Source organism: Amycolatopsis sp. NPDC003861 (assembly GCF_053605405.1).
On the sequence record NZ_JBSGJD010000069.1, the window covers coordinates 19,067 to 38,727 of the forward strand.

The window sequence follows — 19,661 nt, forward strand, 5'->3', positions numbered from 1 at the left end:
CTCACCAGCCCGAAGGAAGCGGGCGGCCCTCGGCGAAGCCGGCCGCCGACTGGACGCCCAGCAGCGCACGCTCGTGGAACTCCTCGAGCGTGCGCGCGCCCGCGTAGGTGCAGGACGAGCGCACGCCGGAGCCGATCGAGTCCAGGAGATCCTCGACGCCCGGGCGCTGCGGGTCGAGAGACATCCGTGACGACGAGATGCCCTCCTCGAACAGCGCCTTCCGGGCCCGGTCGAACGAGCCGTCCGTCCGGGTCCGCGCGCCGACCGCGCGCTTCGACGCCATGCCGAACGACTCCTTGTACGGCCGGCCCTGCTCGTCGAAGCGCAGGTCGCCGGGGGATTCGTAGGTGCCGGCGAACCACGAGCCGACCATCGCCGCGGACGCGCCCGCGGCCAGCGCCAGCGCGACGTCACGCGGGTGGCGCACGCCGCCGTCGGCCCAGACGTGCTTGCCCAGCTCGCGCGCGGCGGCCGCGCAGTCGGCGACGGCGGAGAACTGCGGTCGGCCCACGCCGGTCATCATCCGCGTCGTGCACATCGCGCCCGGCCCGACGCCGACCTTGACGACGTCGGCGCCGGCCTGGATCAGGTCGCGCGTGCCCTCGGCGGTGACCACGTTCCCGGCGACCACCGGGACCTGCGGCGACACCGACCGGACGGCCTTCAGCGCGGCGATCATCTTCTCTTGGTGCCCGTGCGCGGTGTCGACGACCAGCACGTCTACCCCGGCCTCCAGCACGGCGGACGCCTTCGCCGCGACATCGCCGTTGACGCCGACCGCGGCGGCGACGCGCAGCTTGCCCGCGTCGTCGACGGCCGGCGTGTAAATCTCCGCTCGCAGGGCGCCGACGGCGGTCAGGACGCCCGCGAGCCGGCCGTCGGCGTCGAGGCCGAGCGCCAGGTGGGCGCCGTGGCTGTTCAGCAGCTCGAAGACCTCACGCGCCGGCGTGGTGAGCGGGACCGCCACGGTCGGCGGCTGCGCAACGTCGGCGAGCCGCGCGAAGCGGTCCACGCCCGCGCAAGCCGCTTCGTCGACGATGCCGACCGGGCGGCCTTCGCCGTCCACGACGACGACAGCGCCATGAGCGCGCTTGTGGACCAAATTGAGGGCGTCGGCGACCGCGTCACCGCCCGTGAGCACCAGCGGCGTGTCCCACACCGTGTGGCGGCTCTTCACCCAGCCGACGATCTCGGCGACGGCGGTGCTGTCGACGTCCTGCGGCAGCACGACCAGGCCGCCGCGGCGAGCGACGGTCTCGGCCATCCGGCGGCCGGCGACCGCGGTCATGTTGGCGACCACGATCGGGATGGTGGCGCCGGTACCGTCCGCGGTGGCGAGGTCGACGTCGAAGCGGGACTCCACGTCCGAGCGATTCGGCAGCAGGAACACGTCGTCGTAGGTCAGGTCGTGGGCGGGCCGGTGGCCGTCGAGGAAACGCACGAGTCACCAGACTACCTGCCGGGCCCGTGGCAGGATCGAGGGCATGAGCCGCCGCGACCGGGACGCCGAGGGACGGGCACGCAACGCACGGCCGCGTGACGGCCTCGGCCGGCCGCTGCCGTACGGCGCGGACGGCGTCGAGCGGCAGCCCGAAGGCATCGAACGGACCCCGGCGCAAACGCTTGCGGAGGCGCAGCGGCTGCTGGACGACGGCAAGCCGTTCCACGCGCACGAGGTGTTCGAAGACGCCTGGAAGACGACGGACGGGCCCGATCGCGAACTCTGGCGAGGGCTGGCCCAGCTCGCCGTCGGGCTGACGCACGCGGCACGCGGCAACAACGTCGGCGCGGTGTCGCTGCTGGAGCGCGGCGCGGCGAACATCGAGCCGTTCCGGGGCGAGCCGCCGCACGGCATCGACGTGGCCGGGCTGCAGGAGTGGGCGCTGGCCCTCGCGGAGGAAGCGAAGTCGCGAGTCCGGGTGTCGCCGAGCGCGCCGCGGCTGACGTGCTGACCGCCCTCGGTGCCGCGGTCATCGCGGCGGTCGCTTCGCTGGTCGGCGTCACGCTGGGCGCGCTGGTCGAGCCGCTGAAACTGAACGCGGCGCGGCGGTCGAAGCTGCGGCAGGACCGCGCCGACCGCTGCGGCCGGTTCATCGAGGCCGGGGCCCGGGCCCGGCAGCACCTGGTCAGCATCAACGTCACCCACCGGCTGGACGCGAGCTCCGAGCGGCTCGCGGCCTACGAGGACGAGTACTACACCGTGCGGGCGGAGATGCGGTCCCTGCTCGGGCTCCTGGTGATGAGCGGGCCGGACGAGCTCGTGGAGGCGGCCCGGGAGGTGCGGCGGAAGGACATGGACCTGCACCACGTGCGGCACGAGCCGGACGACGGCGGCGAGTTCACCCGGGTCGTACTGCCGAAGGCCGTCCGGGACGCCGTGGTCGAGCTGGACCGGGCGATCGAAGCGTTCGCCCTGGTCGCCCGGAAGCACACGTCCTAAGGCTGTTCCCAGCCGTCCGAAGCGGCTTTCTCGGCGCCGATCGTCGTGCCTTCGCCGTGTCCGGTGTGGACCTTCGTCGCCTCCGGGAGCGTGAAGAGCTTCTCGCGGATGGAGTGCACGATGGTCGGGTAGTCCGAATAGGACCGTCCGGTGGCGCCCGGCCCGCCGTGGAACAGGGTGTCGCCGGTGAACAGGACGCCCAGCTCCGCCGCGTAGAGACAGACTGCGCCGGGCGCGTGCCCCGGCGTGTGGATGACCCGCAGGTCCGTGCCCGCGATGGTGAGCACCTGGCCGTCGGCCAGCTCGCCGTCCGGGGCGCGGTCCGGGTGGGTGAGGTCCCAGACGACCCGGTCGTCCGGGTGCAGCAGGATCGGCGCACCGGTCGCGGCGGCGAGCTCCGGGGCGGCGTTGACGTGGTCGTTGTGCGCGTGGGTGCAGACGATCGCGGCCAGTTTCCGGTCGCCCACGACGTTTTCGATCGCCTTCGCGTCGTGCGCGGCGTCGATCACGATCACTTCCGCGTCGTCGCCGAGGAGCCAGACGTTGTTGTCGACGTCCCAGCTGCCCCCGTCGAGCTGGAAGACGCCGGAGGTCGCCAGGTTCTGCACGATCGCCGTCATGTGCCCGACCCTAGTGGTCATTCGCCGGGTAGATGACATACCGGCGGTATGCTACCGTCGAGTCATCTTACTGTGAGTAAGTTCGAGAGGCGGCGCGATGACCCTCCTGGCCGAGCCGGTGAAACTCCGATGCGGCGCGCTGCTGCCCAACCGCCTGGTCAAGTCGGCGCTGAGCGAGCAGCTCGGCGACCGCCGCAACGCGCCCACCCGCGAGCTGGCCGAGCTGTACCGCACCTGGGCCCGCGGTGGCGCGGGCGCGCTGATCAGCGGGAACGTCATGGTCGACCCGGCCGCGCTCGGCGAGCCGCGCAACGTCGCCGCGACCCCGGATCCGGCCGCCTACCGGCCGTGGGCCGGCGCGGTCGAGGGCACGGACACGCGGCTGTGGGTGCAGCTGAACCACCCCGGCCGGCAGAGCCCGCGGTACCTGTCGCGGCAGCCGGTCGCGCCGTCCGTGGTGCCCTTCGGCAACCGAGGCGTCCGTACGGCCTTCGCCGTCCCACGGGCTCTGACCGGCGAAGAGATCGAAGCGATCATCGAACGCTTCGGCGTCGCGGCGCGGACGTTCGTCGAAGCGGGCTTCACCGGCGTGCAGATCCACGGCGCCCACGGCTACCTGGTCTCGCAGTTCCTGTCCCCGCTGACGAACCGGCGGACCGACGCCTGGGGCGGCGACGCCGTCCGCCGCCGCCGGTTCCTGCTCGAGCTGGTCCGGCGCGTGCGCGCGGAGGTCGGGGACGCGGTGCCGGTGTCGGTCAAGCTCAACAGCGCGGACTTCCAGCGCGGCGGCTTCACCGAGGAGGAGTCCCTGGAGGTCGTGCGAGAACTCGGCGAAGCCGGCATCGACCTGCTGGAAGTGTCGGGCGGCACGTACGAGAAGGCCGCCATGATGGGCGGCGCAAGCACGCAGGCGCGTGAGGCGTATTTCCTGGACTACGCGGCGAAAGCGCGGGCGGTCTCCGACGTCGCGCTGATGGTCACCGGCGGATTCGCGACCCCGGACGGCATGGAAGCGGCGCTGCGTTCGGGCGAGGTGGACGTGATCGGGCTCGGCCGCCCGCTGATCGTCGACCCGAGCTTGCCGTCCCGGCTGCTGGAGGGCGCGGACGTCCGAGCCGAGCGGCTCTGCCCGAAGACGGGCATCCGGCTGGTGGACAGCCTTCTGGAGATCCAGTGGCACACTCGGCAGATGCACCGGATCGCGGCGGGCAAGCCGGTCGACCGGCGTGGCGCGGTGCCGACGTTGGTGCAGGCGGGGCTGACGGATGGGCTCAACGCGTTCCGTCGCGTCCGGGGCTAGGCGGGCGTCAGGCGGCGGTCGTAAAGGAAGGCGCCCGCGGCGAGGGCGGTGAAGAACAGGCCGATGAATACGCAGTTCAGTGCGACTTGGCCGTAGCCGAGGGTGGCCGCGTCGACGAACGGGTACGGGTAGAAGCCGTCGATGGCCCCGCGCGGCAGCGTGAACGCGAGCCACGCCAGGGGGTACAGCAGCGACCACCAGACCGTTCGCCACGTCACGGCCCCGCGGGGGCCGACCAGGAGCCAGCCGAGCACGAACAGCAGCGGAGTCACCTTGTGCAGCATCGTGTCGGAGACCAGCGACAGCCCGTGCAGGTCGTACAGGCCGGCGAGGGCGACCTGGTAGACGATCCCCGTCACGATGATGCCGGCCAGTGCGTCGAGCCAGAGGACGGTGAACAGCCGCCCGCGGGCGCGGCCCAGCGCGACGAGCGCCGACGTCAGCAGGACCAGCAGGTTCGAGTCGATCGTGAAGAAGCAGAGCAGGTTCGCGACGCGGCCGTCGGCGGAGGCGGTCGCGACCACCTGGGTGACCAGGCCGGCCAGGGCGACCACGGCGGTGACCGCGAACCAGGCGCGGGTGAGCTTCTCGCTGCGCATCGCCGGAGCTTAGCTCCACAGTGGACATAGGAACCACGGTGGAGGGGTGCGCCCCGGCGAAGTCCGCACCGGGGCGCCGGTCGTCAGGCCGCGAGCAGCGAGTCCCGGAGCGCGACGAACGCCTCGTACTCCGCCTTCTGCTCGACCGGCAGCTGGTACGAGACGGCCAGAAGCTTCGCCACCGACGGGATGATGCTCAGCCGGAACGTCCGGCCGTCGGTCGTCTTGATGACGAACCGGCCCTGGAGGTCGCGCTTCCTGACCGACGCCCGGTTGGCGTCGTTGATCGTCAGCGGGGTGCCCGCCGTGACGGTGCCGTTCTTCTCCTCGAGCGGGACGAGGACGAGATCGGTCTGCCCCGGCTGGAAGCCCAGCGCGAAGTTGGCCACCGAGGTGGTCCGGAAGACCAGGTAGTTCTTCTGCCGGATCTCCGCGGCGTACACCTTCGTGTAGCTCGCCCCGTCTTCGACGGCGCCGTCGAAGGCCGCGTGGATGGCCGCCTTCATCTGTTCCTTGCTGACCACTGGTTGCTCCTCCATGACCGCTCGGGAATGAGCGGGAACCTTGTGAAGGAGCGCACTTTAGGGATTCTTCGCCGCGGGCGGTGTCGGGAAAATTCTCGTCAAATCGCGCCTGGCGCACGTCGAATTCGTCGAACGCCGGCTCCGGCTCGACCAACCTCCACTGTGGTCTGGAAGGACCGTGGGCACCACCGACTTTCGTCTGTCGTCTGTCAGCTCCCTTCCGACCGGTCGCCGTGCAGCAGGCCGCGGACCGTGTCGATCGTGTCCGCCTCGGCCGGGTCCTTGTCCGGCCGGTAGCGGACCACCCGGGCGAACCGCAGCGCCAGGCCACCGGGGTAACGCGTCGACACCTGCGCGCTGTCCAGCTCGATCTCGACCACGACCTCCGGCCGGACGTACACCGTCCAGTCGTCGCGGTGGGTTTCGATCTCCTGGAACGTCCTCGTCTGCCACGCCAGCAGCTCGTCGGTCATGCCCTTGAACGTCTTGCCCACCATGATCGGCGGGCCGCCGTCCGGATCGCGGGCGCCCAGGTGGAGGTTCGACAGCGTGCCGGTGCGCCGGCCGTGCCCCCACTCCGCCGCCAGCACCACCAGGTCGATCGTGTGCACCGGCTTGACCTTCAGCCACGCCCGCCCGCGCCGCCCGGCCGCGTACGGCGACGCCAGGTCCTTGACCATCACCCCTTCGTGGCCGGCTTCCATCGCCGCCTCCAGCACCGAAGCCGCCTGCGAAGTACCGATCTCGCCGGGGATCACGTGCGCCCCGGCGACCTTCCGCAAGGCTGCGTTGCGCTCCGACAGCGGCGCGTCCAGCAGGTCGACGCCGTCGAGGTGCAGGCAGTCGAAGAAGTACGGCCGCAGCAGCAGCGCCTTGACCTGTTCCTCGCGGGTGCTGCCGAACCGGCTCATGGTGTCCTGGAACGGCCGCGGCCGCCCGGCGTCGGTCAGGGCCAGGGTTTCGCCGTCGAGCACCACCGACTCGCACGGCAGCGCCCGCACGAGCTCGACCAGTTCCTGCACGCTCCCGGTGATCTCCCGCAGCGTCCTCGTCCAGACGTGCACCTCGTCGCCCTGGCGGTGCACCTGGATCCGCGCACCGTCCATCTTGTACTCGACGATCGCCTCGGCGTGCTCGGCGACGGCTTCGTCCAGCGACTCCGCCGGCGACGCCAGCATCGGCTTGATCGGCGTGCCCAGGGTCAGCCGGAAGTCCGCCAGCGCGGCCTGCCCGCCGGTCATCGCCGCGACCCCGGTGACGCCCAGCTTCCCGGACAGCATGAACGCCCGCCGCACGTCCTCGGCCGGCACCTCGGCCGCGGCCGCGACGGCGTCGACCATCACGCCCTCCAGCGCGCCTTGCCGCAGCTCGCCGGTGACCAGCCGGAACATGAACTGCTGCTCGTCCTTCGTGAGCCGCTCGAACAATGCCCGCAGCACCTCTTGCCGCCGCGTCGCGGAGCCCGTGCCCGCTGCGACGCCGGCCGCGGCGGTGAGCGCCGCGTCGACCTCGGTGACCGTGACGACCGGCTCCGGTAGCGACCCGGCGCCCAGCCCGGCCAGGGTGCGCCAGCCCGCCCCCAGCCTGTCCTGCGCCGTCTGCCCGGTCAGGTACGCGATCACCACCGGCAGCTCGGCCATCTCGGCGGCGCGCAGCACCGCGGCCAGGAGGGCGATCTTCGCCTTCCTGGACCTCGTCGCCGCCAGCTCGGCGGACGCCCGGACCAACTCGCTCAGCAACACCCGGACATCATGACCCGAACCACCGACAATTTCCGGTTGGTCAGATGTCCGGCCTGGTGCAGAGGGGGTCGAGCAGGCTGTCCTTGGTCACGCAGGGGGTGTACCCGGCGTCCTGCAGCTCGGCCCGCGCGGTCGGGCCGGCCAGGTAGTCCAGGAACCGCTTCAGCACGCTCTCGCCGCCAGGACGTCGGCGTACCCGATCGCGCGCGGCACGGCGGCGACCTCGGTGAGCACCTCGGCGGTCGTGCCGCGCTCGCAGCGGGTGGTCGCCGCGGCCGGGTCGCGTTCGGGGCTTGCGGCACGAGTCCGACGTCAGCCGGTCCTCCGCGCCGCCGAGCACCTTCCGCTCGAACGTCTTGCGCGTGCCCGATTCCTGCCCGCGCCTGACGATCCCGATCGGCACCGACGGCCCCGGCCGCAGCTGGTCCCAGTTCCGCACCCGGCCGCTGAAGATGTCTTCGACCTGCTGGGTCGTCAGCCGGTCGACGCCGGCGGCGCGGTCGACGACCAAGCTGTAGACGACCACGGCGGTCGGAGAGCACCGCCAGCCCGTCCTTGTCCGCGGCGCCGACCGGCGCGAGCGCCCGGACCCCGGTGACGCTGCCGGTCGCGCGGGTGGTGATCGCGGCGCCGTCGCACTGGCCGTGGTACCCGGCGGCGATGCTGTCCATGATCGGGACGAACGCGCTCGACCCCTCGACCGACAGCTTCCCGGTGGCGCACTGCGCGGACTCGGCCGGCCGCGACCACGAGACGAGCAGCGTCGCCAGCAAGGCGCCGGTGAGCAGCACCCCGACCGCCGTCGTGACGACCGGCCAGGTGGCCCGCCGCTGCTTGCGGTCGTCCTTGATCCGGTCGGCGCGGCGCGGGACGGCTACGGGTGAGTGTTCACCGGTCGTTCACCGGCGGCGATCCAACTGGCCAGCAAGCTGAGCGCGCGTTCGGAAGCCGACCCCGGTTCGGCGTGGTAGACGACCAGGCCCTGGTCGGGGTCGTCCGGCAGGCGCAACGTCTGGTAGTGCAGCCGCAGCTCGCCGGCCACGGGGTTCGCGAACAGCTTCCAGCCCTGCGCCTTCTCCTGGACGGCGTGCTCGGCCCACAACCGGCGGAACCGGGCGCTGGCCAGCGAAAGCTCGTCGACCAGCTGCGCGAACCGCGGGTCGCCGGGGTGCCGGCCGCTCTCCGCGCGCAGGTTCGCGACGAGCTCGCGGCACACCGCGTCGTACTCCGGGTGCAGCTCCTTCGCGCGTTCGTCGGTGAAGACGAGCTTCGGCATGCTGCGCTCTTCGAGGTGGGCGAAGTCGAACGCGACCGCGCCGCCGAGGGCGTTCCAGGCCAGCACGTCCAGGTACCGGCCGAAGACGAACGCCGGTGCCTGGATGGCGTCCAGCAGGTGCTGCAGCTCCGGCCGGACCCGCTGGGGCGCGGGCTTTTCCCGGCGCTTCGGGGCGGCGAGGTTGTGCAGGTAGGCCTCCTCGCCCGGGTCGAGCCGCAGGGCCCGCGCGATGGCGTCGAGGACCGCGTCCGAGACGTTCTTCGCGCGGCCCTGCTCCAGCCGCGTGTAGTAGTCGACGCTGATGCCGGCCAGCTGCGCCAGTTCCTCGCGGCGCAGGCCCTTGACCCGCCGGTGGGTGACCCCGGGCGGCAGGCCCAGGTCGGCGGGGTCGAGGGCGGCGCGACGGGCCTTCAGGAAGGCGCCCAGCCCGGCGGCGTCACCCATCACTTCCCGCCGCGGGCCATGCGCAGCACGTCGAGCGCCTCGTCCAGCTGCTCCTCGGTGAGCTTCCCGTCGCGGACGTACCCGCGCTCGATGACGACCTCGCGGATCGTCTTGAGCTCCTTCAACGCCTGCTTCGCGACCGCGGCCGCTTCTTCGTAGCCGATGTACTTGTTCAACGGCGTCACGATCGACGGCGAACCCTCGGCGTAGGTGCGCGTGCGTTCGGTGTTCACCGTGATGCCCGCGAACACCTTGTCGGCCAGCAGCCGGGACACCGCCGCGAGCAGCCGCGCGGATTCGAGGACGTTCCGGGCGATCACCGGCAGGTTCACGTTGAGCTGGAAGTTGCCCGCCGCGCCGGCGAACGCGACGGCGGCGTCGTTGCCGATCACCTGGGCGACCACCTGCAGCGTCGCCTCCGGGATCACCGGGTTCACCTTGCCCGGCATGATCGACGAACCCGGCTGCAGGTCCGGCAGCGCCAGCTCGGCCAGGCCGGTGCGCGGGCCGGAGCCCAGCCAGCGCAGGTCGTTGGCGATCTTGTTGAGCGACACGGCGATCGTGCGCAGGTGCCCGGACGTCTCGACGACGCTGTCCTGCGTCGCCTGCGCCTCGAAGTGGTCGCGGGCCTCGGTCAGCGGCAGCCCGGTGACCGTGGCGAGTTCCGCGGCGACCGACGAGCCGAAGCCGTCCGGCGCGTTCAGGCCCGAACCGACGGCCGTGCCGCCGATCGGCAGCTCGCCCAGCCGCGGCAGGCCGGACTTCAGGCGTTCGACGCCGAAGCGGATCTGCGACGCCCACGCGCCGGCCTCCTGGCCGAGCGTGATCGGGACGGCGTCCATCAGGTGCGTGCGGCCGGACTTGACCACGTCGGCCCACTCGGCGGCGCGGACCTCGATCGCGCCGGCCAGGTACTCCAGCGCCGGGATGACGTCCTTCAGGACGGCCTCGGTGGCGGCGACGTGGATCGTCGTCGGGAAGGTGTCGTTCGACGACTGCGACGCGTTGACGTGGTCGTTCGGGTGCACGTCCCGCCCGAGGGCCCGTGACGCGAGGGTGGCGATGACCTCGTTGGCGTTCATGTTCGACGACGTCCCGGACCCGGTCTGGAAGACGTCGATCGGGAAGTGCGCGTCGTGCGCCCCGGCGGCGACTTCGTCGGCGGCGGCCGCGATGGCCTCGGCGACGTCGGCGTCGAGCACGCCCAGCTTGCGGTTCACCCGCGCGGCGGCCGCCTTGAGCAGGCCGAGCGCGCGGATCTGGGCGCGCTCCAGGCCCCGGCCGGAGATGGGGAAGTTCTCCACGGCCCGCTGGGTCTGCGCGCGGTAGAGCGCGTCGGCAGGCACGCGGACCTCGCCCATGGTGTCGTGTTCGATCCGGTATTCCTGATCAGCCATGACACCGATTCTGGCCCTGATCGCCGGTCGGCGCGTGGTGGCGTCGACCACCCTGTTGCCTGCGAAGGTATCCTTTGTATACATTGGATGCGAAACGGGAGGTGGTCCGTGAACTCGGTCTACGACGAGGTCCGCGGCCTGATCGTGCTCGGGACCTACCCGGCGGGGCGGCCGGTGACCGAGCAGGAGCTGTGCGACCGGCTCGGCGTCAGCCGCACTCCGGTGCGGGAAGCGTTGCGGCGCCTGGAAAGCGACGGCCTGGTGGAGCCCGCCCGCCGCGGGGTGACCGTGGTCGAACTGGGGGAGAAGGCCCTGCGGGACGCCTACCTCGTGCGGGCCGCGCTGGAGGCGTTGACCGCGGAACTGGCGGCGGAGCGCTGTCGGGCGGGCGAACTCGCGCCCGCCGACCTGGCTCGCCTCGGGGACCTCGCCGACGAAGCGGATCGCGCGACCCGGAGCGGCGATCTCGCCGAAGGCGTCCGGCACAACCGGGCGTTCCACGGCCACATCGCGGTGCTCGCCGGCAACCCGCCGGCGGCCGAGGCGCTCGACCGGCTCTGGGATCGGATCACCGTCTCCACCCGGGCCTCGCTGGCCGCGCCGGCCCGGACCGCGCAGGTCGACGCGGAACACCGGCACCTGGTCGCCGCCATCACCGAGGGGCGGCCCGAAGACGCCGCCGCCTTGGCCCGCGCCCACGTCCTGTCGACGATGTCCGCACTGGGAGGAACCGGAGCATGAGGAGGGAACACCACTACGCGGTCACGGTGCGCTGGAGCGGCGACCCCGGCACCACGCACTACCGCGGCTACGTCCGCGACCACGACGTCGAGGCGGCGGGCAAGCCCACGCTGGCGGCCTCCGCCGACCCGGGATTCCTGGGCGCGGCCGACCGCTGGAACCCCGAAGACCTGCTCGTCGCGACGCTGTCGCAGTGCCACCTGCTGACGTACCTGTCGGTGTGCGCCCGCGCGGGCGTGGTGGTCACCGGCTACGTCGACCACGCGAGCGGTGTCATGCGCGAGGACGGCACCCACGGCGGCCGTTTCGCCGAAGTGGTCCTGCGCCCGGAGGTGACGGTGGCCGGCGCGAGCATGGCCGAAAAGGCGACCGCGCTGCACCACGACGCCCACGAGCAGTGCTTCATCGCGAACTCGGTGAACTTCCCGGTGCGGCACGTCCCGGTGGTGCGGTGCCGCTAGATCGTGTACGCGGCTGTACATGACACCTACTCGCTGGTAGGTTACGGCGATCCGCGTGATCAGCTTCATGATTCAAAGGGGAGTCATGACCGTTCGCACCGCCGCGTTCGCCGCCGCGCTCGCGCTGACCCTCGCCGCCGCCCCGGCCACTCCGGCCGCTGCCGCGTCGTCCGATTCCTTCTACTCCTACGACGGCAGCGCGCCGCTGTCGTCCTACGCGCCCGGGACCGTCCTCAAGACCCGGACCCTGGCCTACCACGTCGTCGGGCTCGCGACGCCGGTGCGGGCCGTCCAGCTGCTCTACCGGACCACCGACGCGCAGGGCCGCCCGGCCGCGAACGTCACCTCGGTCGTCCGCAGCATCACCGGCGACACCACGAAAGCCGTGTCGTACCAGTCGGCCTACGATTCGCTCGACCCCGCGGACGCGCCGTCGCGGGCGATCGCCGGCGACGTCACCCTCGGCGGCCTCCTGCCCAACGGCGAGTCGCTGCTGCTCCTGCCGTCGCTCCTGCTGGGCTACAACGTCGTCGTGCCCGACACCGAAGGGCAGACCGCGGACTTCGCCGCCGGGCCGGAGTACGGCACGAACACGCTCGACTCGATCCGGGCCGTGACGAGCTCGGCCGCGACGGGGATGACCAAGAGCACGAAGTTCGGCCTCCTCGGCTACTCGGGCGGGGCGATCGCGACCGGCTGGGCGGCCGCGCTGGCGCCGAGTTATGCCCCGGACGTCAACGAAAACCTCGTCGGTTTCACCGAAGGCGGCGTGCTCGTCGACCCCGCGCACAACCTGAAGTACGTCGGCGGCAGCCCGGTCTGGTCCGGCGTCATCCCGATGGCGCTGATCGGCGTCGCGCGCAGCTACGACATCGACCTGCGGCCGTACGCGAGCGAGTACGGGCTGAAGGTGCTCGACGAGCTGGAGCACGCGTCGATCATCACCGCCCTGGGCCGGTACCCGGGCCTGACGTGGCAGAAGATCGCGAAGCCCGCGTACGCGAACCCGAACTCGGTGCCGCCGTTCGTCGCTGCGGTGAACAAGGTCAACATCGGGTCCGCGCCGACCCCGTCGGTGCCCGGCTTCATCGCGCAGGGCAACGCCGGGTTCCTGGAAGGGACCACGAGCAACCTCCCGGGCATCGGCACCGGTGACGGCGTGATGGTGGCCGGTGACGTCCGGGCGCTGGCCCGCCAGTACTGCGCCACCGGCAACCGCTCGATCAAGTACACGCAGTACGACGCGCTCAGCCACGTCGGCGGCGCGGCGGCGTGGGCGCCCGCGGCGATTGCCTGGCTGGCCGACCGGTTCGCCGGGAAGGCGGCGCCGTCGAGCTGCGGGCGCATCCCCGCGGGCAACGCGCTCGACCCGGAACAGCCGGCCTGACGGCGGCCGTACCCGGCGGGGCCGCCCGCCGGGTACGGTGCCGCGATGCAGACCCGTCTCCCCAAAGGGCCGCACAGCCTCAGCCGGGAAGAGGTGGCGCAGGTCCAGCGCGCCCGGCTGGTCGAGGCGGTCCTGGTCAACGTCGGCGAACGCGGCTACGCGGCCACCACGGTCGGCCACATCACGGCGGCGGCGGGGGTCTCCCGCACGTCGTTCTACGAGCAGTTCACCGGCAAGCAGGCCGCGTTCCTGGCCGCCTACCGGGCGGTGACCGCGGAATTCCTCGACCAGGGCGTCGCGGCGGCCGTCGAGGCCCCGAGCCCGCTCGACGCCGTCACCGCGTGCGGCGACGTCGTCGTCGACTACGTGCGCCGCCGTCCGGTGGTGGCCCGCGCGGTCCTGCTGGAGATCTACGCCCTCGGCGACGCGGGCCTCGAAGCACGCGAGGAGATGCTGCGCGCGAGCGAAGCGGTGTTCGACCGGACGGCGGTGTGGCTGCGCACGACCGAGCCGGGCCGGCCGCTGCCGCCGCCGTTCACGGCGCGGACCGTCGTCGCCGCGACGATCGAACTGCTCACCCAGGCCATCTGGCTCGCCACCGACGACGCCTACGACCACGCCCGCGAAGCCATCCGGCACACCTGGCTGCTCGGCCTCCACGGACACCGGAACATCCCCGCGCAATCCGGCTAGGATCGGCTGTGTTCTCGATCACCGCCATCCACCACTGGCTGGAGCGAGCATGACTGAAGTCCCTGGGGACTCCTACGACATCGTGATCATCGGCGCGGGCCCGACGGGCCTGTTCGCCGCCTACTACGCCGGGTTCCGCGGCCTCTCGATGGCGGTGGTCGACTCGCTGCCCGAGCCCGGTGGCCAGGTGACCGCGATGTACCCCGAGAAGATGATCTACGACGTCGGCGGGTTCGCCGAGGTCCGCGGCCGCGATCTGGTCGAGGGCCTGGTGCGGCAGGCCGCGCCGTTCAAGCCGAAGTACCTGCTGGGCCGCAAGGCCGAAAAGCTGGAGCCGGCCGCCGACGGCGTCGAGCTGACCCTCGACGGCGGCGAGACGCTGCGGGCCCGCGCGGTGCTGATCACCGCGGGCATCGGCGAGTTCACCCCGCGCCCGCTGCCGGCCGGCGACGGCTGGCTGGGCCGCGGCATGGTCCACTTCGTCCCCTCGCTGCAGGCGCACGCGGGGCAGCACGTCGTGGTCGTCGGCGGCGGTGACTCGGCGTTCGACTGGATCCTCGCGCTGCACCCGGTCGCGGCGAGCGTGACGCTGGTGCACCGGCGCGCGAAGTTCCGCGCCGCCGAGTCGATCGTCCGGCAAGCGCGCGAGCTCGGCACCCGGATCATCACCGACGCCGAGGTCACGCGGTTCGTCGAAGCGCCGGACGGCTCGCTCGAAGCCGTCGACGTCTCGATCAAGGGCAGCGGCGAAGAGCGGCTTGCGGCCAATGCCGTCGTCGCGGCGCTCGGGTTCACCGCCGACCTGGGCCCGATCGAGAGCTGGGGCCTGGAGATCCACCACCGCGCGATCGCCGTGGACTCGACGATGGCGACCGCGCGCGAACGCGTCTACGCGGCCGGCGACGTCGCCGCGTACCCGGGGAAGGTGAAGCTGATCGCGACCGGCTTCGGCGAGGCCGCGACGGCCGTCAACAACATCGCCGTCGCGCTCGATCCGGACGCCCACCTGTTCCCGGGCCACTCGAGCAACGCCGAGTAGGTCAGGCCTTCGTCTTCTCCGCGATCCAGGGTGCGTAGGCGACGACGGAGGTGTAGATCGACGGCGCCGTCGCGCATTCCGGTTCGTTGTTGCCCGGCCGGCTGGTAACGCCGACGAGCTGCCAGTGGTCGCCGTCGCGCACGATCTCCGGGCCGCCGGAATCGCCGAAGCACGCCCCGGACTTGCCGCCGGGGTTGTCGGTGCACAGCTCGGCCGTGCCGTCGAACACCGATGTGCACTTGGTGCCTTCGACGATCCGCGTGTCGAGCTGCTGCAGCGTCGTGGGGAGCTCGCCGCAGTTCAGCTTCGGGCAGGTCTGACCCCAGCCGAGGATCCGGGTCGCGGTCCCCGGCGACGCGGCCGCCGCCAGCCCGATCGGCGCCGCCGCGGCGGGCGCGGCCAGCCGCAGCAACGCGATGTCGCCCGCCGGGCTCTGGGTGTTGAACGCCGGGTGCACCACGATCCCGGCGACCTGAGCGGTTTCGCCGCCCTGGTGCACGTCGTTCGTGCCGGCGCGCACCGAGATCGTGGCCGGGGTCTTGTCGAACGCGCAGTGCGCGGCGGTGACCACCCAGGTGGGCGCGATCAGCGCGCCGGCGCAGAACAGCTTGCCGGACGCGGAGTGCAGCGACACCGTGAACGGGTACGGCTGGTCGGCGCCGGCGCCCCCGACGATCGCGGGGGCGGCCGCGGCGGTGCCCGGGACCAGGACCGGCAGCAGGGCCAGCAGAACCAGCAGTCGCCTGGGCACGGATCTCCTTACGGCAGCGGGGGCACGACGTCGTCGGCGGGCGCGTCCAGGTGGCCGTCGAAGTTGATCGAGGAGTACGCCCGCAGCTTGTTCAGCCGGTGGTAGCCGTCGATCATTCTGACGGTCCCGGACTTGGACCGCATCACGATGGACTGCGTGGTCGCCCCGCCCTCGCGGTAGTGGACGCCGCGCAGCAGGTCGCCGTCGGTGACGCCGGTGGCGCAGAAGAAGACGTTGTCGCCGCGCACGAGGTCGTCGTTCAGCAGGATCCGGTCGAGGTCGTGCCCGGCGCCGAGGGCCTTCTCGCGCTCGGCGTCGTCCTTCGGCCACAGCCGGCCCTGCAGCTCGCCGCCGAGGCACTTCATCGCGCAGGCCGCGATGATGCCCTCGGGGGTGCCGCCGATGCCGATCAGCATGTCGACGCCGGTGGTCGGGCGGGCCGCGGCGATCGCGCCCGCGACGTCGCCGTCGGAGATGAACCGGATCCGCGCGCCCGCCTCGCGGACCTCCTTGATGATCTGCTCGTGGCGCGGGCGGTCGAGGATGCACACGGTGACGTCGCTGACGCTGCTGTGCTTGGCCTTGGCGACCCGGCGGATGTTCTCCGCGATCGGCGCGCCGAGCTCGACCTTGCCGGCCGCGTCCGGCCCGACGGCCAGCTTCTCCATGTAGAACACCGCGGACGGGTCGAACATCGCGCCGCGCTCGGCCACCGCGAGCACGGCGAGGGCGTTGGGCATGCCCTTGGCCATCAGCGTGGTGCCGTCGACCGGGTCGACCGCGACGTCGCAGTCCGGGCCGTCGCCGTTGCCGACTTCCTCGCCGTTGAACAGCATGGGCGCTTCGTCCTTCTCGCCCTCGCCGATCACCACGACCCCGCGCATGGACACGGTCGAGACGAGCTGGCGCATCGCGTCGACGGCCGCGCCGTCCCCGCCGATCTTGTCCCCGCGGCCGACCCACCGGCCGGCGGCCATCGCGGCCGCTTCGGTGACCCGGACCAGCTCCATCGCGAGGTTGCGGTCGGGCGCTTCACGACGACTGTCTGCGGCGGGCATCTGTGCCTCCCGGATCGTGGAACTGGCGGGTAGCCAGTCTGTCAGATCCCTGTCCGGTTTCCCGATGCCGAGAGCATGGCAAACGTCACTGACCGTCGGCGGTTTCGTCCTCCACAGAGGCCAGAGCAGCCTCGATGCGCTCGCGGGCGCCTTCGAGATGGCGCTCACAGACCTTCGCGAGCTTCTCGCCCTTCTCCCACAACGCGAGCGACTGCTCGAGCGACAGTCCGCCCGCTTCGAGCTCGCGGACGACCTCGACGAGCCTGTCGCGCGCCTGCTCGTAGCCGAGTTCCTCGCTGGCTGTTTCACTCACGCTCGGTGTTCTCCGACCTTCCGGGCTGATGGGTTGGCGCTGTTCGCGCACACTACCGCGCTGGCCATCGCGTGGTCGTAACCCACGAAGGCGAGAGCGAACTCCTGCCCGTCACCGTCCGCGATCGCCTCTTCGAGGTTCTCCTGCGCCCCGGCCACCCGCTTGCGGTGCCCCGCGCCCTCGGCGAACCACCAGCGCGAGCCGACCTGCATCGACGTCACCTCGGACAGGCGGCGCAGCTGCGGGCCCAGGTCGCGGCGGGCCGCGGTGCCGCACCCGGCGAGCAGGGCCGTCCAGCACTCGGCGGCGGCCCGGTCGGTGCGGACCGCCTGGTCCAGCAGCGGACGCGCGCCCAGCCGGCGGGCGGCGTCCACGGTGAGCGGAAGGAACGTCACCTTCACTCCTGCTCTCCTTCCGCCACCGCCTTGATCGCGCCGTCGCCCACGCGCACGCGCAGCTGGGCACCGGCCTCGACTTCGGAGACGGAGCGGAGTACCTGGAGGTTGCCTTCGGCGTCGACGAACTGCACGACCGCGTACCCGCGGGCCAGCGTCGCCGCCGGGCCGAGCGCGGTGAGCCGGGCCCGCGCGTTCGCGATTTCGGCCTGGTCCTTGGCCAGCAGGCTCAACATGGCGCGGCGGGCGCGTTCGCGGTGGACGTCGACGTCGTCCTGCCGCCGCTGGATCGGGCCCAGCGGGTCGGCCAGCGCCGGGCGGCTGCGGATCTGGTTGAGCAGCCGCGCCTGGGTGTCGACCCAGCCGTGCAGGGCGCGGCGCCCGCGGTCGCGCATCTGCCGGACCCGCTCGGTCTCCTCGCGCACGTCCGGCACGATCCGCTTGCCGGCGTCGGTCGGCGTCGAGCAGCGCAGGTCGGCGACGTGGTCGAGCAGCGGGGTGTCGGGTTCGTGCCCGATCGCGCTGACCACGGGCGTGCCGGCGGCCGACACCGCGCGGCAGAGCGCTTCGTCGGAGAACGGCAGCAGGTCCTCGACGCTGCCGCCGCCGCGGGCGATGACGATGACGTCGATCTCGGGGTCGGCGTCGAAGATCCGCAGCGCCCGCATGACCTGCGGGACGGCCTGCGAGCCCTGGACGGCCGTGTTGAGCACCTTGATCCGCACGTGCGGCCACCGGCGCTGGGCGTTGGCCAGCACGTCCCGCTCCGCCGCCGACGCGCGGCCGGTGATCAGCCCGACGCCCTTCGGCAGGAACGGGATCGGCCGCTTGCGCTGCGGCGAGAACAGGCCTTCGGCGGCCAGCAGCTTGCGCAGCCGTTCGATCCGGGCCAGCAGTTCACCGATGCCGACGGCGCGGATCTGGTCGGCGCGCAAGCTGATCGTGCCGCGGCCGAAGAAGTACGACGGCTTCGCGTGCACGATGACGCTCGCGCCCTCCCGCAGCGGCGGCTCCATCTCGCGGATCAGCCAGTTCGGGCAGGTGACGGACATCGAGACGTCCGCCGAAGGGTCGCGCAGGGTCAGGAACGCCGTCTGCGTGTTCGGGCGCGAGCTGACCTGGGTGACCTGGCCTTCGACCCAGACCGCGCCGAGCCGGTGGATCCAGTCGCCGATCTTGCGCGCGACGGTCCGGACCGGCCACGGCGCCTCCGCGGTGCTGGCGGGAGCCTGTGCGGACTCGGTGCTCACCGGCCGTCCGCGCCGTCTTCCCCGGCCTCTTCCGTCTTGCGGGCGTTGGCGATCCGGCGGGACAGCATGCCGGTGAACGACGCGCGGTCGGCGTGGGCGCGTTCGTACTCGAGGATCGTCTCGAGCTGCTCGATCGACAGCTGGCGCAGCCGGGCCCGCAGCTGCGGGAGGGTGAGCTGGTCGTAGCCGGTCAGCCCGGCCGGACCTTCGTACCCTCCGGCGCTGGTCCTCGGCGTCTCGTTCTTGGTCTTCTTGTCGACCTTGGGCGTGCCGGGCTTGGGCGTCTTCGGCGGCTCGTCCTCGCTGTCGTTCTCGCCGTCGGCGTGGTCCTCGGCGAGGGCGCGTTCCTCGTCGGCCCACGGATCGCCGAGCTCGGCCTCGAGCTCGGAGGCCGACGGCACGCGGCCATTGATCTCCGTGCGCGGCTCGGGCACGTCGGCGAACTTCGGCCGGGCCGGCGGGACGTCCGGTTCGGCGTCCTCGTCGAACGTCGCCCAACTGGGGGTGTCTTCGATCGGGCGCAGGCTCGACAGGGCGCTGTCGCCCTTGATCGCCAGCTCGGTGACGTGCTGCTGCACCCGCATGGAGGCCTGCAGCACCTGGCTGACCACGGTCACCGGGAGCCCGGCCAGCTGCCGGGGAAGTTCGCGAACCCGCTCGGCGGTGGAGACGGCGAGGCCCGCGGCGACCCGGAGGGGGAGCGGGAATGGCTTCATGGGTCCAGCCTGCCGCATGACCGCCGCTCCTGCCCAACCGGACGCGCGCAGCGCGTGACGCCCGGCACAACTCGTCAGGGGGACGAAGCTCACCCGAAAGGGACTTCGAGGTCGTCTCGTGGCTGCCCGTACCCTGGGGGCATGAGTTCAGCGAGTCCCGGAATCGAGCCCGCGGGTACCCCGACGATCACCGGAACCGCTTCCGGCAAGCGGGTCCTGCTCGCCAAACCCCGTGGTTACTGCGCAGGCGTCGACCGCGCGGTGATCGCCGTGGAGAAGGCCCTCGAGGTCTACGGCGCGCCGGTGTACGTCCGCAAGGAGATCGTGCACAACAAGCACGTCGTCGAGACGCTGCGCGAGCGCGGCGCGATCTTCGTCGACGAGACGTCCGAGGTGCCCGAGGGGGCGCTGGTGGTGTTCTCCGCCCACGGCGTCTCGCCGATGGTGCACCAGGAGGCCGCGGACCGGAACCTGCGCACGATCGACGCGACCTGCCCCCTGGTGACGAAGGTGCA

Annotated in this window: 23 protein-coding genes and 1 pseudogene; 10 read left to right on the plus strand and 14 right to left on the minus strand. The window is 72.1% G+C overall.

Going from position 1 to position 19,661, the window contains the following annotated elements; genetic code table 11:
* Nucleotide 1: 1 nt before the first annotated feature.
* Complete coding sequence (guaB1, locus tag ACWEVN_RS19045) at nt 2–1,441, minus strand: GMP reductase (protein WP_310973574.1); 1,440 nt, start codon at nt 1,439–1,441, stop codon at nt 2–4.
* 43 nt (nt 1,442–1,484) lie between these two features.
* Here guaB1 and ACWEVN_RS19050 point away from each other — a divergent pair, with 43 nt between their 5' ends.
* Nucleotides 1,485–1,952 (plus strand): DUF309 domain-containing protein, encoded by a 468-nt coding sequence (locus ACWEVN_RS19050; RefSeq protein ID WP_449684658.1) that lies wholly within the window; start codon nt 1,485–1,487, stop codon nt 1,950–1,952.
* Entirely contained in the window at nt 1,946–2,440 is a 495-nt protein-coding gene (locus tag ACWEVN_RS19055; protein ID WP_449684657.1) for a hypothetical protein, read from the plus strand. The genes ACWEVN_RS19050 and ACWEVN_RS19055 overlap by 7 nt, the downstream gene beginning before the upstream one ends.
* Here the strand turns inward: ACWEVN_RS19055 and ACWEVN_RS19060 are convergent.
* Nucleotides 2,437–3,060, minus strand: coding sequence for an MBL fold metallo-hydrolase (locus tag ACWEVN_RS19060; RefSeq protein WP_452052100.1), 624 nt, complete (start codon nt 3,058–3,060; stop codon nt 2,437–2,439). The two genes, ACWEVN_RS19055 and ACWEVN_RS19060, sit on opposite strands and share 4 nt — an antisense overlap.
* A 97-nt stretch (nt 3,061–3,157) precedes the next feature.
* Here ACWEVN_RS19060 and ACWEVN_RS19065 point away from each other — a divergent pair, with 97 nt between their 5' ends.
* Nucleotides 3,158–4,360, plus strand: coding sequence for an NADH:flavin oxidoreductase/NADH oxidase family protein (locus ACWEVN_RS19065; RefSeq protein ID WP_452052101.1), 1,203 nt, complete (start codon nt 3,158–3,160; stop codon nt 4,358–4,360).
* Here ACWEVN_RS19065 and ACWEVN_RS19070 read toward each other — a convergent pair.
* From ACWEVN_RS19070 to ACWEVN_RS19085, 4 genes are all read right to left on the minus strand, one after another.
* Complete coding sequence (locus ACWEVN_RS19070) at nt 4,357–4,959, minus strand: Pr6Pr family membrane protein (RefSeq protein WP_452052102.1); 603 nt, start codon at nt 4,957–4,959, stop codon at nt 4,357–4,359. The two genes, ACWEVN_RS19065 and ACWEVN_RS19070, sit on opposite strands and share 4 nt — an antisense overlap.
* An 83-nt stretch (nt 4,960–5,042) precedes the next feature.
* Entirely contained in the window at nt 5,043–5,483 is a 441-nt protein-coding gene (locus ACWEVN_RS19075) for a hypothetical protein (RefSeq protein WP_452052103.1), read from the minus strand.
* A 209-nt stretch (nt 5,484–5,692) separates the two neighbouring features.
* Complete coding sequence (locus ACWEVN_RS19080; protein WP_452052104.1) at nt 5,693–7,225, minus strand: ATP-dependent DNA ligase; 1,533 nt, start codon at nt 7,223–7,225, stop codon at nt 5,693–5,695.
* A 40-nt stretch (nt 7,226–7,265) separates the two neighbouring features.
* Complete coding sequence (locus tag ACWEVN_RS19085) at nt 7,266–7,751, minus strand: substrate-binding domain-containing protein (RefSeq protein ID WP_452052105.1); 486 nt, start codon at nt 7,749–7,751, stop codon at nt 7,266–7,268.
* 29 nt (nt 7,752–7,780) lie between these two features.
* Here ACWEVN_RS19085 and ACWEVN_RS19090 point away from each other — a divergent pair, with 29 nt between their 5' ends.
* Nucleotides 7,781–8,158: a hypothetical protein gene (locus tag ACWEVN_RS19090; RefSeq protein ID WP_452052106.1), complete on the plus strand. Its 378-nt coding sequence runs from the start codon at nt 7,781–7,783 to the stop codon at nt 8,156–8,158.
* Here ACWEVN_RS19090 and ACWEVN_RS19095 read toward each other — a convergent pair.
* The gene (locus ACWEVN_RS19095) at nt 8,100–8,945 is read right to left on the minus strand and encodes a helix-turn-helix domain-containing protein (RefSeq protein ID WP_452052107.1); all 846 of its coding nucleotides are present in this window, start codon (nt 8,943–8,945) and stop codon (nt 8,100–8,102) included. The genes ACWEVN_RS19090 and ACWEVN_RS19095 overlap by 59 nt on opposite strands.
* Complete coding sequence (locus tag ACWEVN_RS19100; RefSeq protein WP_449684650.1) at nt 8,945–10,342, minus strand: class II fumarate hydratase; 1,398 nt, start codon at nt 10,340–10,342, stop codon at nt 8,945–8,947. Before ACWEVN_RS19100 ends, ACWEVN_RS19095 begins: the two co-directional genes overlap by 1 nt.
* A 108-nt stretch (nt 10,343–10,450) precedes the next feature.
* On the opposite strand from ACWEVN_RS19100, the gene ACWEVN_RS19105 reads away from it, so the two are divergent.
* From ACWEVN_RS19105 to ACWEVN_RS19125, 5 genes are all read left to right on the plus strand, one after another.
* On the plus strand, nt 10,451–11,083 hold the full coding sequence (locus ACWEVN_RS19105) for a GntR family transcriptional regulator (protein WP_449684649.1): 633 nt from the start codon (nt 10,451–10,453) through the stop codon (nt 11,081–11,083).
* Nucleotides 11,080–11,544, plus strand: a complete 465-nt coding sequence (locus tag ACWEVN_RS19110) for an OsmC family protein (protein WP_449684648.1) — start codon at nt 11,080–11,082, stop codon at nt 11,542–11,544. Before ACWEVN_RS19105 ends, ACWEVN_RS19110 begins: the two co-directional genes overlap by 4 nt.
* Nucleotides 11,545–11,629: 85 nt before the next feature.
* A complete protein-coding gene (locus ACWEVN_RS19115; protein ID WP_452052108.1) occupies nt 11,630–12,931 on the plus strand; it encodes a lipase family protein in 1,302 nt (433 codons plus the stop codon).
* A gap of 45 nt (nt 12,932–12,976) precedes the next feature.
* A complete protein-coding gene (locus ACWEVN_RS19120; protein ID WP_452052109.1) occupies nt 12,977–13,624 on the plus strand; it encodes a TetR/AcrR family transcriptional regulator in 648 nt (215 codons plus the stop codon).
* Between the two features lie 49 nt (nt 13,625–13,673).
* Nucleotides 13,674–14,663: an NAD(P)/FAD-dependent oxidoreductase gene (locus ACWEVN_RS19125; RefSeq protein ID WP_449684645.1), complete on the plus strand. Its 990-nt coding sequence runs from the start codon at nt 13,674–13,676 to the stop codon at nt 14,661–14,663.
* Between the two features lies 1 nt (nt 14,664).
* On the opposite strand, the gene ACWEVN_RS19130 is transcribed toward ACWEVN_RS19125, so the two are convergent.
* The 6 genes from ACWEVN_RS19130 to ACWEVN_RS19155 all read right to left on the minus strand — a co-directional run bounded on the left by ACWEVN_RS19130 (nt 14,665) and on the right by ACWEVN_RS19155 (nt 19,146).
* Complete coding sequence (locus tag ACWEVN_RS19130; RefSeq protein WP_449684644.1) at nt 14,665–15,414, minus strand: S1 family peptidase; 750 nt, start codon at nt 15,412–15,414, stop codon at nt 14,665–14,667.
* 8 nt (nt 15,415–15,422) lie between these two features.
* Complete coding sequence (gene glpX, locus ACWEVN_RS19135) at nt 15,423–16,472, minus strand: class II fructose-bisphosphatase (RefSeq protein ID WP_449684643.1); 1,050 nt, start codon at nt 16,470–16,472, stop codon at nt 15,423–15,425.
* A gap of 85 nt (nt 16,473–16,557) precedes the next feature.
* Nucleotides 16,558–16,785 carry an exodeoxyribonuclease VII small subunit gene (locus ACWEVN_RS19140; RefSeq protein WP_449684642.1) on the minus strand — a complete coding sequence of 76 codons (228 nt, stop codon included), beginning with the start codon at nt 16,783–16,785 and terminating at the stop codon, nt 16,558–16,560.
* Entirely contained in the window at nt 16,782–17,186 is a 405-nt protein-coding gene (locus tag ACWEVN_RS19145) for a hypothetical protein (protein WP_310973545.1), read from the minus strand. Before ACWEVN_RS19145 ends, ACWEVN_RS19140 begins: the two co-directional genes overlap by 4 nt.
* Nucleotides 17,183–18,430: an exodeoxyribonuclease VII large subunit gene (gene xseA, locus ACWEVN_RS19150; protein ID WP_452052110.1), complete on the minus strand. Its 1,248-nt coding sequence runs from the start codon at nt 18,428–18,430 to the stop codon at nt 17,183–17,185. Before xseA ends, ACWEVN_RS19145 begins: the two co-directional genes overlap by 4 nt.
* Nucleotides 18,427–19,146, minus strand: a complete 720-nt coding sequence (locus ACWEVN_RS19155) for a lipid droplet-associated protein (protein ID WP_452052111.1) — start codon at nt 19,144–19,146, stop codon at nt 18,427–18,429. Before ACWEVN_RS19155 ends, xseA begins: the two co-directional genes overlap by 4 nt.
* Before the next feature lie 141 nt (nt 19,147–19,287).
* Here ACWEVN_RS19155 and ACWEVN_RS19160 point away from each other — a divergent pair.
* A pseudogene (locus ACWEVN_RS19160) lies at nt 19,288–19,661 on the plus strand (4-hydroxy-3-methylbut-2-enyl diphosphate reductase); the annotation flags it as partial.

Bases quoted from the DNA above. Each gene is read 5' to 3' on its own strand.
- ACWEVN_RS19120 (WP_452052109.1), top strand. From the start codon at position 12,977: ATGCAGACCCGTCTCCCCAAAGGGCCGCACAGCCTCAGCCGGGAAGAG.
- ACWEVN_RS19115 (WP_452052108.1), top strand. From the start codon at position 11,630: ATGACCGTTCGCACCGCCGCGTTCGCCGCCGCGCTCGCGCTGACCCTC.
- ACWEVN_RS19050 (WP_449684658.1), top strand. From the start codon at position 1,485: ATGAGCCGCCGCGACCGGGACGCCGAGGGACGGGCACGCAACGCACGG.
- ACWEVN_RS19095 (WP_452052107.1), bottom strand. From the start codon at position 8,945: ATGGGTGACGCCGCCGGGCTGGGCGCCTTCCTGAAGGCCCGTCGCGCC.
- ACWEVN_RS19100 (WP_449684650.1), bottom strand. From the start codon at position 10,342: ATGGCTGATCAGGAATACCGGATCGAACACGACACCATGGGCGAGGTC.
- ACWEVN_RS19060 (WP_452052100.1), bottom strand. From the start codon at position 3,060: ATGACGGCGATCGTGCAGAACCTGGCGACCTCCGGCGTCTTCCAGCTC.
- glpX (WP_449684643.1), bottom strand. From the start codon at position 16,472: ATGCCCGCCGCAGACAGTCGTCGTGAAGCGCCCGACCGCAACCTCGCG.
- ACWEVN_RS19125 (WP_449684645.1), top strand. From the start codon at position 13,674: ATGACTGAAGTCCCTGGGGACTCCTACGACATCGTGATCATCGGCGCG.
- ACWEVN_RS19065 (WP_452052101.1), top strand. From the start codon at position 3,158: ATGACCCTCCTGGCCGAGCCGGTGAAACTCCGATGCGGCGCGCTGCTG.
- ACWEVN_RS19155 (WP_452052111.1), bottom strand. From the start codon at position 19,146: ATGAAGCCATTCCCGCTCCCCCTCCGGGTCGCCGCGGGCCTCGCCGTC.
- ACWEVN_RS19110 (WP_449684648.1), top strand. From the start codon at position 11,080: ATGAGGAGGGAACACCACTACGCGGTCACGGTGCGCTGGAGCGGCGAC.
- ACWEVN_RS19070 (WP_452052102.1), bottom strand. From the start codon at position 4,959: ATGCGCAGCGAGAAGCTCACCCGCGCCTGGTTCGCGGTCACCGCCGTG.